Origin of the sequence: Phytobacter diazotrophicus (assembly GCF_052061655.1) — a bacterium.
Lineage (GTDB): Bacteria > Pseudomonadota > Gammaproteobacteria > Enterobacterales > Enterobacteriaceae > Phytobacter > Phytobacter diazotrophicus.
Genome location: NZ_CM125428.1, coordinates 798,497 through 812,944 on the forward strand (window position 1 = coordinate 798,497; position 14,448 = coordinate 812,944).

At 53.4% G+C, this 14,448-nt stretch carries 13 protein-coding genes; 7 read left to right on the forward strand and 6 right to left on the reverse strand.

The features are described 5' to 3' along the window. Positions 1–131: 131 nt before the first annotated feature. The 3 genes from ACS0RQ_RS03890 to ACS0RQ_RS03900 all read left to right on the forward strand — a co-directional run bounded on the left by ACS0RQ_RS03890 (position 132) and on the right by ACS0RQ_RS03900 (position 4,823). Positions 132–869 carry a 1-acylglycerol-3-phosphate O-acyltransferase gene (locus ACS0RQ_RS03890; protein WP_271849692.1) on the forward strand — a complete coding sequence of 246 codons (738 nt, stop codon included), beginning with the start codon at positions 132–134 and terminating at the stop codon, positions 867–869. A gap of 69 nt (positions 870–938) precedes the next feature. Next, entirely contained in the window at positions 939–2,351 is a 1,413-nt protein-coding gene (gene ftsP / locus ACS0RQ_RS03895; RefSeq protein ID WP_271849693.1) for a cell division protein FtsP, read from the forward strand. A gap of 183 nt (positions 2,352–2,534) precedes the next feature. Then, complete coding sequence (locus tag ACS0RQ_RS03900) at positions 2,535–4,823, forward strand: YgiQ family radical SAM protein (protein WP_271849694.1); 2,289 nt, start codon at positions 2,535–2,537, stop codon at positions 4,821–4,823. Between the two features lie 96 nt (positions 4,824–4,919). On the opposite strand, the gene ACS0RQ_RS03905 is transcribed toward ACS0RQ_RS03900, so the two are convergent. After that, positions 4,920–5,453 carry a DUF3828 domain-containing protein gene (locus ACS0RQ_RS03905; protein ID WP_079497100.1) on the reverse strand — a complete coding sequence of 178 codons (534 nt, stop codon included), beginning with the start codon at positions 5,451–5,453 and terminating at the stop codon, positions 4,920–4,922. A gap of 105 nt (positions 5,454–5,558) precedes the next feature. Here ACS0RQ_RS03905 and ACS0RQ_RS03910 point away from each other — a divergent pair, with 105 nt between their 5' ends. Then, complete coding sequence (locus ACS0RQ_RS03910) at positions 5,559–6,029, forward strand: carboxypeptidase-like regulatory domain-containing protein (RefSeq protein ID WP_271849695.1); 471 nt, start codon at positions 5,559–5,561, stop codon at positions 6,027–6,029. 46 nt (positions 6,030–6,075) lie between these two features. Here the strand turns inward: ACS0RQ_RS03910 and ACS0RQ_RS03915 are convergent, their stop codons facing one another. The 3 genes from ACS0RQ_RS03915 to yqhD form a co-directional block, all read right to left on the reverse strand. Next, positions 6,076–7,530: a DASS family sodium-coupled anion symporter gene (locus tag ACS0RQ_RS03915; protein ID WP_107223709.1), complete on the reverse strand. Its 1,455-nt coding sequence runs from the start codon at positions 7,528–7,530 to the stop codon at positions 6,076–6,078. Positions 7,531–7,735: 205 nt separating this feature from the next. Beyond that, entirely contained in the window at positions 7,736–8,563 is an 828-nt protein-coding gene (gene dkgA, locus ACS0RQ_RS03920; RefSeq protein ID WP_039078081.1) for a 2,5-didehydrogluconate reductase DkgA, read from the reverse strand. Positions 8,564–8,664: 101 nt separating this feature from the next. Next, positions 8,665–9,828: an alcohol dehydrogenase gene (yqhD, locus tag ACS0RQ_RS03925; RefSeq protein ID WP_271849696.1), complete on the reverse strand. Its 1,164-nt coding sequence runs from the start codon at positions 9,826–9,828 to the stop codon at positions 8,665–8,667. A gap of 193 nt (positions 9,829–10,021) precedes the next feature. On the opposite strand from yqhD, the gene ACS0RQ_RS03930 reads away from it, so the two are divergent. Beyond that, positions 10,022–10,921 carry an AraC family transcriptional regulator gene (locus tag ACS0RQ_RS03930; protein WP_271849697.1) on the forward strand — a complete coding sequence of 300 codons (900 nt, stop codon included), beginning with the start codon at positions 10,022–10,024 and terminating at the stop codon, positions 10,919–10,921. 39 nt (positions 10,922–10,960) lie between these two features. Here the strand turns inward: ACS0RQ_RS03930 and yghB are convergent, their stop codons facing one another. Next, positions 10,961–11,620, reverse strand: coding sequence for a DedA family general envelope maintenance protein YghB (gene yghB / locus ACS0RQ_RS03935; RefSeq protein ID WP_039078078.1), 660 nt, complete (start codon positions 11,618–11,620; stop codon positions 10,961–10,963). Positions 11,621–11,751: 131 nt separating this feature from the next. Beyond that, positions 11,752–12,939 (reverse strand): cystathionine beta-lyase, encoded by a 1,188-nt coding sequence (metC, locus tag ACS0RQ_RS03940; RefSeq protein WP_271849698.1) that lies wholly within the window; start codon positions 12,937–12,939, stop codon positions 11,752–11,754. A gap of 252 nt (positions 12,940–13,191) precedes the next feature. Here metC and exbB point away from each other — a divergent pair, with 252 nt between their 5' ends. Both exbB and exbD read left to right on the forward strand, forming a co-directional pair. After that, positions 13,192–13,926: a tol-pal system-associated acyl-CoA thioesterase gene (gene exbB / locus ACS0RQ_RS03945; protein WP_039078076.1), complete on the forward strand. Its 735-nt coding sequence runs from the start codon at positions 13,192–13,194 to the stop codon at positions 13,924–13,926. Positions 13,927–13,932: 6 nt separating this feature from the next. Then, positions 13,933–14,358, forward strand: a complete 426-nt coding sequence (gene exbD, locus ACS0RQ_RS03950) for a TonB system transport protein ExbD (protein ID WP_271849699.1) — start codon at positions 13,933–13,935, stop codon at positions 14,356–14,358. Positions 14,359–14,448 lie beyond the last annotated feature (90 nt).

A 14,448-nucleotide genomic window follows, 5' to 3' on the forward strand; every position in this document is an offset into this window, starting at 1 on the left:
ATTTTTCCCGTAAAAGCGTTGTTTATTCCAGAGTTGCGATTAACAATACGTTTTTACGACCCCGCATCTAACCAGGCCTGAGTGTTGCAGGCTAGTGTTTATGCACATAGGGATGGGTTTTCGAGGTAGCTATGCTATTTATTGTTCGCTTCATCATCGTTGTTATTTATTCCATTCTGGTGTGTGTCTTTGGTTCTCTTTACTGCCTGTTCAGCCCACGTAATCCGAAGCATGTTGCTACCTTCGGGCATATGTTTGGCCGCCTGGCTCCGGTATTTGGTTTAAAGGTCGAAAAGCGTTTCCCGCAGGGTTACGAGCAGCATGGCAAGGCTATCTATATCGCGAATCACCAGAACAACTACGATATGGTCACCGCGTCTAACATCGTTCAACCGCCAACTGTCACCGTCGGCAAAAAGAGTCTGCTGTGGGTGCCGTTTTTTGGTTTGCTTTACTGGTTAACGGGCAACCTGTTGATTGATCGTAATAACCGGGCAAAGGCGCATGGCACCATTGCACAGGTGGTGAAACATATTCAGAAGCGCAATATTTCTGTCTGGATGTTCCCGGAAGGCACCCGCAGCCGTGGGCGTGGGTTGCTGCCGTTCAAAACGGGGGCGTTCCACGCGGCCATCGCCGCTGGCGTGCCGATCATCCCGGTTTGTGTCTCTGGTACGTCGAATAAAATCAATCTTAACCGCCTGAAAAACGGGCTGGTAATTGTCGAAATGCTGCCACCCATCGATACCACCGGTTACGGTAAAGATCAGATTCGTGAACTGGCCGCGCAATGCCATGAGCTGATGAAAACGAAAATCGATGAGCTGGACAAAGAAGTGGCTGAGCGCGAGGCCACAGGACGGGTCTAGTCTTTTTGCTATATTGATGCCGGGAAATGATTTCCCGCGCGGTTTATTCAGTTTTTACACGGAGCAACTATGTCACTCAGTCGGCGTCAATTTATTCAGGTATCCGGGGCTGCATTCTGCGCAGGCGCGATACCGCTGAGGGCGAACGCCGCCGGGCAGCAACCGCCGCTGCCGATACCTCCGTTAATTGAATCCCGTCGCGGACAGCCGCTTTTCCTGACTCTTCAGCGTACGCACTGGTCATTTGCCACCGGAACGCGCGCGCAGGTCTGGGGAGTTAACGGGCGTTATCTTGGGCCGACAATCCGGGTCTGGAGCGGCGATGACGTCAAAATGATTTACAGCAACCGTCTGGCAGAAAATGTCTCTATGACGGTGAGCGGACTGCAAGTGCCTGGGCCATTAATTGGCGGTGCCGCGCGGATGATGACTGCGAATAATGATTGGGCGCCAGTGCTGCCGATTCGCCAAAGTGCCGCCACGCTCTGGTATCACGCCAACACGCCAAACCGTACCGCACAGCAGGTGTACAATGGCCTCGCCGGAATGTGGCTGGTGGAAGATGAAGTCAGCAAATCGCTGCCCATTCCGAACCACTACGGTGTGGATGATTTCCCGATTATTATCCAGGATAAACGGCTGGATAATTTTGGTACCCCGGAATACAGCGAGCCAGGCAGCGGCGGCTTTGTCGGCGATACCCTGATGGTCAACGGCGCGCAAAGCCCGTTTGTCGAGGTGTCGCGCGGCTGGGTGCGTTTACGTCTGCTCAATGCCTCAAATTCTCGTCGCTATCAGTTGCAGATGAGTGACGGACGTCCCCTGCATGTGATCTCCGGCGATCAGGGGTTTTTGCCTGTTCCTGTGTCGATCAAGCAACTGGCGCTGGCGCCGGGTGAACGTCGTGAGGTGCTGGTTGATATGACCAACGGTGATGAGGTTTCCGTCACCTGCGGTGAAGCGGCTGGCATCATGGATCGTCTGCGCGGCTTTTTTGAGCCCTCCAGTATTTTGATTTCGACCCTCGTACTGACGCTGCGGCCTACCGGGCTGCTGCCACTGGTCACCGATACCTTACCGATGCGGCTTTTGCCATCGGACATCATGACAGGTACGCCTGTGCGCAGCCGCGATATTACACTGGGCAGCGATCCGGGGATCAACGGGCAACTGTGGGATCCGCAGCGTATCGACATTACCGCTCAGCAGGGCTCCTGGGAGCGCTGGACAGTGCGTGCGGACATGCCGCAATCATTCCATATGGAAGGCGTACAGTTCCAGGTGCGTAATGTCAATGGCGCAATGCCGTTCCCGGAAGATCGTGGCTGGAAAGATACCGTGTGGGTTGATGGCCAGGTGGAGTTGCTGGTCTATTACGGGCAACCGTCATGGCCGCATTTCCCGTTCCAGTATGGCAGTCAGACCCTGGAGATGGCGGATCGCGGCTCGATTGGTCAACTGCTGGTGAACCCGGCGGCCTAGTCGATATGAATGCTACTCTGTCGCCCGACAGCGTTCCCGGATGACGGCGTAAACGCCTTATCCGGGCTATATCCTCTTCGGGTTCTGAGGCGAAAACCCCACACATATTCCTTCATTTCATGTATTGATCCAGCGTATAATCCACGCCCTTTGTTTATTTTTTTGCCACTTTTTGGAAGCAAGATGAGCGCAATATCCCTGATCCAGCCGGATCGCGACCTTTTTTCATGGCCCCAGTACTGGGCGGCCTGCTTTGGTCCGGCTCCGTTTTTACCTATGTCCCGCGATGAAATGGATCAACTCGGCTGGGATAGCTGCGACATCATTCTGGTTACCGGCGATGCGTATGTCGATCACCCGAGCTTCGGTATGGCTATCTGTGGTCGTATGCTCGAAGCTCAGGGCTTTCGCGTTGGCATCATTGCCCAGCCGGACTGGAACAGCAAAGACGATTTTATGCGTCTGGGTAAACCAAACCTGTTCTTCGGCGTGACCGCAGGCAACATGGACTCGATGATCAACCGCTATACGGCGGATCGTAAGCTGCGCCATGACGATGCCTACACCCCGGATAACGTGGCGGGTAAACGTCCGGATCGCGCGACGCTTGCGTATACCCAGCGTTGCAAAGAGGCCTGGAGAGATGTGCCAGTGATCCTCGGGGGCATTGAAGCGAGCCTGCGCCGTACCGCCCATTACGATTACTGGTCCGATACCGTGCGCCGTTCGGTGCTGGTGGACTCCAAAGCCGACATGCTGATGTTCGGTAACGGTGAGCGTCCGCTGGTGGAAGTGGCGCACCGTCTGGCACAGGGAGAGCCTATCTCAGAGATTCGCGATGTCCGTAACACCGCGATCATGGTGAAAGAAGCGCTGCCGGGCTGGAGCGGCGTGGATTCACGTATTATTGATATGCCGGGTAAAATCGACCCGATTCCGCATCCCTACGGTGAAGATTTGCCGTGCGCGGACAACAAACCTGTCGAGCCGAAGAAAGCCGAAGCGAAAGCTGTCGTTGTTCAGCCACCGCGTCCGAAACCGTGGGAAAAAACCTACGTGCTACTGCCCTCCTTTGAGAAGGTCAAAAGCGACAAAGTGCTGTATGCCCACGCTTCGCGTATTTTGCATCATGAAACCAACCCCGGCTGTGCTCGTGCACTGATGCAAAAACATGGCGATCGCTACATCTGGATTAATCCGCCAGCGATCCCGCTTTCTACCGAAGAGATGGACAGTGTTTTTGCTCTGCCGTACAAGCGTGTTCCGCATCCGGCCTACGGTAACAGCCGTATTCCGGCGTACGAAATGATCCGTTTCTCCATCAATATTATGCGCGGCTGCTTTGGTGGCTGTTCCTTCTGTTCGATCACCGAACACGAGGGGCGCATTATTCAGAGCCGTTCGGAAGATTCGATCATCAACGAGATCGAAGCCATTCGCGACACGGTTCCGGGTTTTACCGGCGTCATCTCCGATCTGGGTGGCCCAACGGCCAACATGTATATGCTGCGCTGTAAGTCGCCGCGCGCGGAACAAACCTGTCGCCGTTTGTCCTGTGTGTACCCGGATATTTGCCAGCACATGGATACCAACCATGAGCCGACGATCAATTTGTACCGCCGCGCACGCGATCTGAAAGGCATCAAAAAGATTCTGATCGCATCCGGGGTACGTTACGACATCGCCGTAGAAGATCCGCGTTATATTAAAGAGCTGGCGACGCACCACGTGGGTGGCTATCTGAAGATTGCCCCGGAACATACCGAAGAAGGGCCGCTGTCTAAGATGATGAAGCCGGGCATGGGGAGCTATGACCGTTTCAAAGAGCTATTCGATACCTTCTCGAAGCAGGCCGGTAAAGAGCAGTATTTGATCCCGTACTTTATCTCTGCTCACCCCGGTACGCGCGATGAGGATATGGTCAATCTGGCGCTGTGGCTCAAACGCCACCGTTTCCGCCTCGACCAGGTACAGAACTTCTATCCGTCACCGCTCGCTAACTCAACGACCATGTATTACACCGGGAAAAATCCGCTCGGTAAGATTGGTTATAAGAGTGAAGATGTGGTGGTGCCGAAGGGCGACAAACAGCGTCGTCTGCATAAAGCGCTGCTGCGTTACCACGATCCGGCGAACTGGCCGATGATCCGTCAGGCACTGGAAGAGATGGGTAAAAAGCACCTGATCGGTTCACGTCGCGATTGTCTGGTACCGGCCCCGACGCTGGATGAAATGCGTGAAGCGCGTCGCCAGAATCGTAATACCCGTCCGGCGCTGACTAAACACACCCCGATTGTTCATCAGCGTCAGAACGGTTCCACACGCAGCGAAACCGCAAAGCGTGGCGTTGCGAAAAACGGCGCAGTGAAAAGTGATGCTGTGAAAACGGGTGCTGTGAAGAGTGGCACTGTGAAAAGCGGCGTAATGAAAAACGATAACGCGAAAAAAGCGGTGAAGCGTAAGGCGAGCTAACGATTCACCTGCCCCTTACCCTTCGGGAGAGGGGCTGTAGCCCGGATAAGGCGCTTGCGCCGCATCCGGGAACGCGCTAACTTGCCTGCCACTCTGCTAGGGAGAAGGCTGGGAAGAAGGTGTGCTGGTGACATGTTTTTCGTCCGCTTTATCGCTCAGCGCTTCCTGCTGTCGCTCGCGGTTATACTCTTTAATCCCCTGATATAAGCTTTGGGTTTCATTGACGATGTCGTCAATCAACCAGCGGCCGTTTTCATCCACCAGGGAGAGCGTCTGTGTAACGGTCTCCGGCCCATCGCTGAATGGGCGGAAGCGGACCACCGCGTCAACGTGCTGACTATCATGGGGTACGATATCGACCTGCTCCAGCACCAGGTTGTCATAATCCTGGCAACCGCAGATAGGATCGTAATTCAAATAGCCTACATCTCCCTCCGCCGTCAGCCTTTGATCCTCTGCGACCTCTTTCATGAGCCGACTGGAAATCACCTGATCTTTGCCGGAAGCATCAAAAATGACCCCGGCTTGATTATCCTTATAGTGCTGATAGAGCAATTCCACGCTACGCTGAGGAGATTCACCAAACGCGGAAAAGCTGCAAATAAAAAGCAATACCAATAGTTTTCGCATAGTCGATTCTTCTTGTGGGGCACTGTACCCAGAGTAGCATTGCCTTTGTGCAGGCGTAAGTCTTCATATACGAAGAGATGTTTATCTGAATTCAAGGAGCGAGTGATGGCAACACGATTCTGGCCGGGTATCGCGCTTTTAGCGCTATTACAAAGCGGGTGTGTGGCATACACCCAGTCTCAACCCGCACTGGAAGGCCGCCTGGTGGATAGCAGCGGAAAACCCATACCCGCGGCCACTATTACGCTGAAAAGCTATCGTCCAGGGACCAGCACCGTAACCGATAGCAAGGGCTTCTTCGCTTTTGCAGGCGAGCATGAATGGTCGTTCTTTTTACCCGTTGGGCCAATCGACAAGATTAACCTTTCCCGCTTGCTTATCAGTGCGCAGGGGCAGCAATACGATGTGTTGCTCTCATATGGGTTGAGTGGACCTTACGGCTCGGGTCCGTCGGAAGTGGGTGTACTGTGTACGCTACCTGAAACGCAACTGCCAACGGATAAAGAGGGCACAACGCCGGATATCTGCCAGCGGGTGCCGTATAAAGAAATACAGTCATCCCGCACGGCAGAGTGAGTCGGTGGAAATCAACCCGGCACTCAAGCCGGGCTAAAAGGACTCATTAGTACAGCCCCAGCATTTTCCACCAGACAAGGCCGATGGTCATAAACACAGCCTGGTTGAACAGGCTAATCAAGAACCCTGTTCGCCACCAGGTGCCTGTTGGCACGTAACCGGCGCCAAACAGAATAGGACCACGTGCGTGGGTGTACTGCGTCAGAGAGCAATAGAGGCTACTGGTAAACGCCAGCATCAGCGCCATTGGTGCGGCGGGAATATTCAGGTGAATACCCACGCCGAGGAAGACGGCGTACAGTGCGGCGATTTGCGCATTACCGCTGGCGAAAAAGTAGTGGGTATAGAAATAGGCGGCGTTCAGCAGCAACAGTACAATCACCCAACTGGTGCCACCCATTGCGTTTCCGATGCTTTCACCAATCACGCCGCCAAACCAGGTGGTGAAGCCCAGTTTTTTCAACTGGTTCGCCATCATCAGCAGCGCCGCAAACCAGATCAGCGTATCCCAGGCCCCTTTCTCGCTTTTCACATCTTCCCAGCTCAGTACTCCGGAAAGTAACAGTACCGACAGGCCAACAAAAGATGCGGTTGTCGGGTCCACCCCCAGCGCATCACCGAAGATCCACAGTATCAGCAGAAGCAGGACGGTGCCGAGCATCAGCCATTCGCCCCGGCTCATTTTCCCCATCAATGCCAGCTCACGCTGCGCCAGGACGGGTGCATCCGGGGTGTGTTTGATTTCCGGACGCGTTATCCAGTAAACCAATACCGGTACGATAAGCAAGGAGACAACGCAGGGGGCCAGCGCGGCGATAAACCAGCCGCCCCAGGTCAGCGTGACGCCTGCGTTTGCCGCCAGCTTCACCGCCAGCAGGTTACCGGTATAGCCGGTCATAAACAGCGCGGCGGTGACATCGTTAACGTTGCCGATACAGGTAATGAGAAAGGTACCGATTTTGCTACGCGATTCATCTTCCGGGCGAGAGTCGAAGCTGCGGGCCAGTGAGTCGGCAATCGGGTAGATGACCCCACCGCAGCGTGCGGTATTACTTGGCATGGCGGGGGAGAGGATCAGATCGGCAAACGCCAGACCATATGCCAGCCCAAGCGTGCGCTTACCGAGCAGGCGGATCATTTGTAGTGCGATGCGTCGACCAAGCCCGGTTTTGATAAAACCACGGGCGATCATAAAGGCGACGACGATAAGCCAGATAAGTGAACTGTTCAGCTCGCTTAATGCCGTGAGGATAGCGCCATTAGCGGTTTTATCACCCGCGGCGTAGGTGAGGGCGAACACGGTGATACCGATGATGCCGACAGCGCCAATGGGCAGCACCTTCGCGACGATCGAGGCAATGGTTGCGACAAAGACAATAGCTGAATGCCAGGCCTGGGCGCTGAGTCCTTCCGGAGGGGCTACTTGCCAGAGGCCGGTGGCGATAGCAACGATAATAATTAAAGGGAGCCATCGGACTCCTGACGTGGTTTTTTCGGCCATAAAGTCATCCCTATTCATGGTGTAAATAAACATCGCGAATAAATAATCATTACAAGTGATTATGTGGTTTCAGCATAAATTATGCTGCGCTACAAATGTGAACAAATACACAATAAGAATAGGGCTAAATTGTTTCCTGATGTTTCTGATTTCAGAGCAAAAAAAAGCCCGGCATGGACGCCGGGCGGGTGGAGAGTAAAAGGCATTAGCCGCCGAACTGATCCGGGTCAGGGCCAAGACGTTTACCCTGATCGAGTTTAGCGATTTCGGCCAGTTCGTCTTTATCGAGACGGAAATCCCAGACGTCAAAGTTTTCGGCAATGCGCGCCGGAGTGACAGATTTCGGGATCACAACCAGACCGCAGTCCAGATGCCAGCGAATCACAATCTGTGCAGGGGTCTTGCCGTATTTATCCGCCAGCTCGCGGATAATTTTCTGGTCAAATACCCCTTCGCCGCCCTGTGCCAGTGGGCTCCAGGATTCGGTCTGGATTTTGTGCGTGGCATTCCAGGCATGCAACTGGCGCTGCTGCAAAAGAGGGTGCAGTTCAATCTGGTTGATAACCGGGGTCACGTTCGTCTCATCGATCAGCTTCTGCAGATGATGAATCTGGAAATTACATACCCCAATGCTCTTCACCAGCCCCTGTTCCTGGAGTTTGATCATTCCTTTCCAGGCCTCAACATAGTGATCGATAGCCGGAACCGGCCAGTGCATCAGGTAGAGATCAACATAATCGAGCTGCAGTTTATCGAGGCTTTCTTGCAATGCTTCCTGTGGGCGTTTCTGATCGTCATTCCACAGTTTTGTGGTAATAAACAGGTCTTCACGCGCAACGCCTGCACTTTTTAATGCCGTGCCGACGCCGTCTTCATTTTTATACGCGGCAGCGGTATCAATAGAGCGATAGCCCACTTCCAGCGCTTTGTGAATGGCGGAAACCACTTCCTCATTGCCCGCTTTCCACACGCCAAGACCCAGCTGCGGCATCAGGTTGCCGTCCGAAAGCTTAATCACGGTTGGATGTGTCATGCATTCCTCCTGTATGAGCTTACCGGGACAAGTCCCGGTAAGGTTGTGTGCATTAAGTCTGGACGAAAAGTCCAAAAACGAAAGGCAGCGGAGTAAAAAGCTTAGCGTGCCGCTTCGTAAATGCGACGGCTGACCTCAAGAGTAATATCCTGATGTTCACCGAGTTTTGTCATGCCATGTTCTTCCAGTTTTGCCAGCAACGCAGGGATAGAACTGCCGTCCAGACCGTAACCGGACAGACGCGTCGGCACACCCATCTGCTCAAAGAAACCACGGGTTGCTTCAATAGCGGCATCGATACGACTGTCTTCAGAACCTTCGCTGATATTCCAGACGCGTTCTGCGTATTGCAGCAGTTTGGCGCGCTTGGTGTCGCGTTTTTCATTCCACAGGGCAGGGAGTACTATCGCCAGCGTCTGGGCATGATCAAGACCGTGCATTGCCGTCAGCTCATGGCCGAGCATATGGGTCGCCCAGTCTTGCGGCACACCCGCACCAATCAGGCCGTTTAGCGCCTGGGTGGCCGCCCACATGACGTTGGCACGGACATCATAGTTTTCCGGTTCTTTCAGCGCTTTCGGACCTTCTTCAATCAGCGTCAGCAGAATGCCTTCAGCGAAACGATCCTGGATTTTGCCGTTTACCGGGTAAGTGACATATTGCTCGACGGTATGCACGAAGGCGTCCACAACACCGTTAGCGACCTGGCGTGGCGGCAGAGTGTAGGTGTAAACCGGATCCAGCACGGCAAAAATCGGCTGAACGTGTTCAGACATAAACGCTTGTTTATCGCCAGTGGTTTTACGGGAGATAACCGCGCCTTTGTTGGATTCAGAGCCGGTTGCCGGCAACGTCAGCACGGAACCCATCGGGATTGCGCTGGTGATTTTGCTGCCGTAAGTTTGCAGAATTTCCCACGGATCCACGCCTTCCGCGTAATGCGCCGCTGCAGCGATGAATTTGGTGCCATCCAGCACTGAGCCGCCGCCGACCGCCAGCAGGAAGGTGATTTTTTCATCCTGCGCGATTTTGACGGCTTTCATCAGCGTTTCGTAAGACGGATTGGGTTCGATACCGCTGAATTCCCGCACATCCAGACCTTCCAGCGCGCTATGCACCTGATCCAGCACACCGTTTTTCTTCACGCTACCGCCACCGTAGGTAATCAGGACGCGAGCGTCTGCCGGGATTTGTTCACGCAAATTGGCAATCGCGCCTTTACCAAACAGGATGCGGGTAGGGGTATGGAGATTAAAGTTGTTCATTGCTCGTTCCCTTTATGTGGGTGATTGATGAGCAGGCAGTATGCTGCCCGATGGCAATGATTGTGGCCGTGGTGGGCTTTCCTCTCAATGCACATTTCTGCCGATGTCTTGCCTGTTTCTCCAGCTTGCTGGAGAAACCGCACAAAAGATTGCACACTGTAGCGGTCGAAAAACAGTGAAGGAGCGGCGAGCTATGAACCGTGACGAGATTTGCCAGGCGCTAACGCAAAAAGTAAAACTACTGAAAAATAATGAAAACTATTTCAGTACGCTGCTTCCGGATATCCGTTTACTTTATGGTACTGAACCGGGAACCCGCACGCCGGTGATGTATCAACCGGGGATCGTTTTTCTCTTCTCCGGCCATAAGATTGGTTATATCAACGAGCGTGTATTTCGCTACGATACCAATGAATATTTACTGCTTACCGTACCCTTACCCTTTGAGTGTGAGACCTATGCAACGCCGGAGGTTCCGCTGGCGGGGGTACGCCTTAACGTCGACATTCTGCAGCTACAGGAGTTGCTGATGGATATTGGCGAGGATGAATCTTTTCAGCCTGCGATGGCGGCAAGCGGCATCAACTCTGCCACCCTGTCCGAAGAGATCCTGTGTGCGGCGGAGCGTTTACTCGACGTGATGGAACGCCCCCTGGATGCCCGTATTCTGGGAAAACAGATCATTCGTGAGCTGCTCTATCACGTGCTCACTGGGCCGCGTGGCGGCGCACTGCTGGCGCTGGTTAGTCGCCAGACCCATTTCAGCTTAATCAGCCGGGTGCTGAAACGCATTGAGAGTCAATACACGGAAAACCTGAGTGTCGACGAACTGGCGGCGGAAGCCAATATGAGCGTCTCTGCGTTTCACCATAACTTTAAGTCGGTGACCAGCACCTCGCCGTTGCAGTACCTTAAAAGCTACCGCCTGCACAAAGCGCGAATGATGATGATCCATGATGGTATGAAAGCCAGTGCTGCGGCCATTCGTGTGGGGTATGAGAGCCCGTCACAATTCAGCCGCGAGTTTAAACGCTATTTTGGCGTCACGCCGGGGGAAGATGCTGCGAGAATTCGCATGATGCAAGCGGGTTGATTTTCCTTCTCCTTTTGGGAGAAGGAAAAAGGAAAGGTATCAGGCGCTGCAGTATTTTTTCTTAATCACGACGGCCAGCGTACCCACCAGCCCGGCGACCAGCAGGAAAAGGGGCAGAATCATCAGGAATGTCATCACCTGATCTTCGTGGCGTTTGACGAAGGGGATCATGCTAATGGCATAGCCCAGCGTGGTGATCATGCCGACCCACAGCAGGCCACTGAGCCAGTTGAAAAGCTGAAAGCGGCGGCTGGACAAGCCTGAAATTCCGGCCATGGTTGGCAACAGAGTACGCACGAAAGCCAGGAAACGCCCGGCCAGCAGCGCCAGCAAACCGTGACGGTCAAACATGCAGGTTGCGCGCTGGTGATATTTCTCCGGCAACTGCGCCAGCCAGCTCTTCACCACTCGCGTATTCCCCAGCCAACGTCCCTGCAGGTAGCTTAACCAGCAGCCCAGACTGGCGGCAGACGTCAGGATCAGGAGTGTCGACAGGTAGTCCATGCAACCACGCGCCACCAGTGCGCCAGCCAATAAAAGCAAACTGTCCCCGGGTAAAAACGAGGCCGGAAGCAATCCGTTTTCTAAAAAGAGTGTGGCAAACATCACGAAATAGACGACGCCAACAATATGTGGGTTCGCCAGCGCTGCAAAGTCGTGGTGCCAGAGCGCAGCGATAATGTCTTGAATTACAGCCATGGACTTTCCTGTGGTACCGCTTAGAGAAGGCTATTGTACCTGCTTATCGCCCGAAACACCTTGATCCCAGGCGCAATTAATACAGAGTATTCTGCTAGCGTAATCAGAATTTTCAACTGGCAGTTAACAATTTAAACGATACGCTGGAAACCTGCGGCCAAATCTTCAATTAAATCATCTACATTTTCCAGACCAATATGAACACGAATCAGAGTACCGCTAAAATCCACGCCACCATCAGGACGAATAGCCGCGATCTGTTCCGGTTGATTTGCCAGAATTAATGATTCATACCCACCCCAGGAGTAGGCCATGCTGAACAGTGAGAAATTATCGAGGTATGCCGCCAGCTCTTCATTGTTAAGACGCTTGTTCAGAATGAAAGAAAACAGGCCGCTGCTACCGCTAAAATCGCGCTTCCAGAACTCGTGACCTTTGCTCCCGGGCAGCGCCGGATGGTTAACCTGCGCGACTTGCGGGTGCGAAGCCAGCCACTCGGCGATTTTCAGACTGCTTTCATGATGCTGACGCAGGCGTACGCCAAGGGTACGCAGGCCACGGCTGGTCATATACGCCGTATCCGCATCGACCATTTGCCCCATCAGATAGGCATTCTCACGCAGTTGATCCCAACAACGGGCGTTGGAAACTGCTGTGCCGATCATCCCATCAGAGTGGCCAATCAGGTATTTGGTGGCGGCCTGAATAGAAATATCGATATCGAATTCAAGGGCTTTAAAGAGAATGCCTGCCGCCCAGGTATTGTCGATCATAATGATCGCCTCTGGCGCAACGCTTCGGACCGCCTGCACAATTGCCGGTACGTCATGAACTTCCATGGTGATGGAGCCTGGGGATTCGAGGAACACGATTTTCGTATTGGGCTGAATCAGACGCACAATGCTTGAGCCGATCATCGGGTCAAACCAGCTGGTGGTCACGCCGAGTTTGGTGAGGATCTTCGTACAAAAATCCTGGCTTGGTTCATAGGCGCTATTGGTCATCAGGATATGGTCGCCCTGTTCTACAAACGCCAGAATGGTATTTGCCACTGCCGCTGCGCCACACGGGAAAAGGGCACATCCCGCGCCGCCTTCCAGCTCACACATGGCGTCCTGTAACGAGAAATGGGTCAGCGTGCCGCGACGCCCGTAAAAAAGCTCGCCTTTTGCGCGATTACGCGTGGCCTGCTTTTTCGCTTCGACAGTGTCGAAAACCAGGGAGGAAGCCCGTTGAATGACACTATTCACCGAACCCTGCGTGTATTTCTTGCTGCGCCCCGCGTTCACCAGAGCGGTATCAATATGCTTCGCCGTCATGTTCGCCTAACCTGTTTTTATACGTCTGGATGTCCAGACTACCATGAATGCCAGACGATGCATCGGTGCCTGTTCTGATAAAGCATAAAATTTTATGAATATTCGGCGATGAAACTTTTTTACTGCGTGAGCGCAAGGAAAAAGCGGGAATATTGCGGCAGTATGTAAATACTAATGAGAACTACTATCAATTCGACGGTGTTTTGATATTATTATGCTCAGATTTTGTGATATGCGTCGTGGAGATACACAGTGGGTAATAATTTGATGCAGGCGGATCTTTCCGTTTGGGGTATGTATCAACATGCCGACATCGTAGTAAAAATTGTGATGATCGGGTTGATTCTGGCATCAGTGGTCACCTGGGCAATCTTCTTTAGTAAAAGTGCTGAGATGATTGCGCATAAACGCCGCCTTAAACGTGAACAGCAACTGCTGGCTGATGCCCGTTCGCTGGATCAGGCCAGTGACATCGCCTCCGCTTTCCATGCCAGAAGCCTCAGCACGCAGTTAATTAACGAAGCCCAAAATGAGCTGGAGTTGTCCGCGGGTAGCGAAGATAACGAAGGTATTAAAGAGCGTACTGGTTTTCGCCTTGAGCGTCGCGTTGCCGCTACGGGCCGTCATATGGGCCGTGGTAATGGTTATCTTGCGACAATTGGCGCTATTTCCCCGTTCGTGGGGCTGTTTGGCACCGTATGGGGTATCATGAACAGCTTCATTGGTATTGCCCAGACGCAGACCACTAACCTTGCTGTGGTTGCACCAGGTATCGCGGAAGCGTTGCTGGCCACCGCGATCGGTCTGGTGGCGGCGATTCCTGCGGTGGTTATCTATAACATCTTCGCCCGCATGATCGGTGGTTATAAAGCGACGCTGGGTGATGTTGCCGCACAGGTTCTGCTGCTGCAAAGCCGCGATCTGGATCTGGCTGCCAGCGCCGCTGCAAAACCCGTTCACGCCGCCCAGAAACTACGAGTAGGTTGATGCCCCATGGCAATGCGTCTTAATGAAAACCTCGACGATAACGGCGAAATGCACGAAATCAACGTAACGCCGTTTATCGACGTTATGCTGGTTCTGCTGATTATCTTCATGGTGGCTGCGCCGCTTGCAACGGTAGATGTGAAAGTTAATCTGCCAGCTTCAACCAGTCAGCCGCAGCCGCGTCCGGAAAAACCGATTTACCTGTCCGTCAAAGCGGATAACAGCATGTTCATTGGTAACGATCCGGTGACTGACGAAACGATGGTGAATCAGCTTGATGCCATCACCGAAGGGAAGAAAGACACGACGGTCTTCTTCCGTGCGGATAAGACGGTTGATTACGAAACCATCATGAAGGTGATGGATACTCTGCATCGCGCGGGCTATCTCAAAATTGGCCTGGTCGGCGAAGAGGTTGCAGCCGCGAAGTAACCTTCGCGTTTGCTTATTAAGGCTGGCCTGCGGGTCGGCCTTTTTGTTTTCCGGGTTCTGCTCAGCCGACGATATAACACCTTATTTCAG

What these genes read in the sequence shown, in the direction of transcription:
- ACS0RQ_RS03890 (WP_271849692.1), top strand. Translation starts at nt 132, where the DNA reads ATGCTATTTATTGTTCGCTTCATCATCGTTGTTATTTATTCCATTCTG.
- ftsP (WP_271849693.1), top strand. Translation starts at nt 939, where the DNA reads ATGTCACTCAGTCGGCGTCAATTTATTCAGGTATCCGGGGCTGCATTC.
- ACS0RQ_RS03900 (WP_271849694.1), top strand. Translation starts at nt 2,535, where the DNA reads ATGAGCGCAATATCCCTGATCCAGCCGGATCGCGACCTTTTTTCATGG.
- ACS0RQ_RS03905 (WP_079497100.1), bottom strand. Translation starts at nt 5,453, where the DNA reads ATGCGAAAACTATTGGTATTGCTTTTTATTTGCAGCTTTTCCGCGTTT.
- ACS0RQ_RS03910 (WP_271849695.1), top strand. Translation starts at nt 5,559, where the DNA reads ATGGCAACACGATTCTGGCCGGGTATCGCGCTTTTAGCGCTATTACAA.
- ACS0RQ_RS03915 (WP_107223709.1), bottom strand. Translation starts at nt 7,530, where the DNA reads ATGGCCGAAAAAACCACGTCAGGAGTCCGATGGCTCCCTTTAATTATT.
- dkgA (WP_039078081.1), bottom strand. Translation starts at nt 8,563, where the DNA reads ATGACACATCCAACCGTGATTAAGCTTTCGGACGGCAACCTGATGCCG.
- yqhD (WP_271849696.1), bottom strand. Translation starts at nt 9,828, where the DNA reads ATGAACAACTTTAATCTCCATACCCCTACCCGCATCCTGTTTGGTAAA.
- ACS0RQ_RS03930 (WP_271849697.1), top strand. Translation starts at nt 10,022, where the DNA reads ATGAACCGTGACGAGATTTGCCAGGCGCTAACGCAAAAAGTAAAACTA.
- yghB (WP_039078078.1), bottom strand. Translation starts at nt 11,620, where the DNA reads ATGGCTGTAATTCAAGACATTATCGCTGCGCTCTGGCACCACGACTTT.
- metC (WP_271849698.1), bottom strand. Translation starts at nt 12,939, where the DNA reads ATGACGGCGAAGCATATTGATACCGCTCTGGTGAACGCGGGGCGCAGC.
- exbD (WP_271849699.1), top strand. Translation starts at nt 13,933, where the DNA reads ATGGCAATGCGTCTTAATGAAAACCTCGACGATAACGGCGAAATGCAC.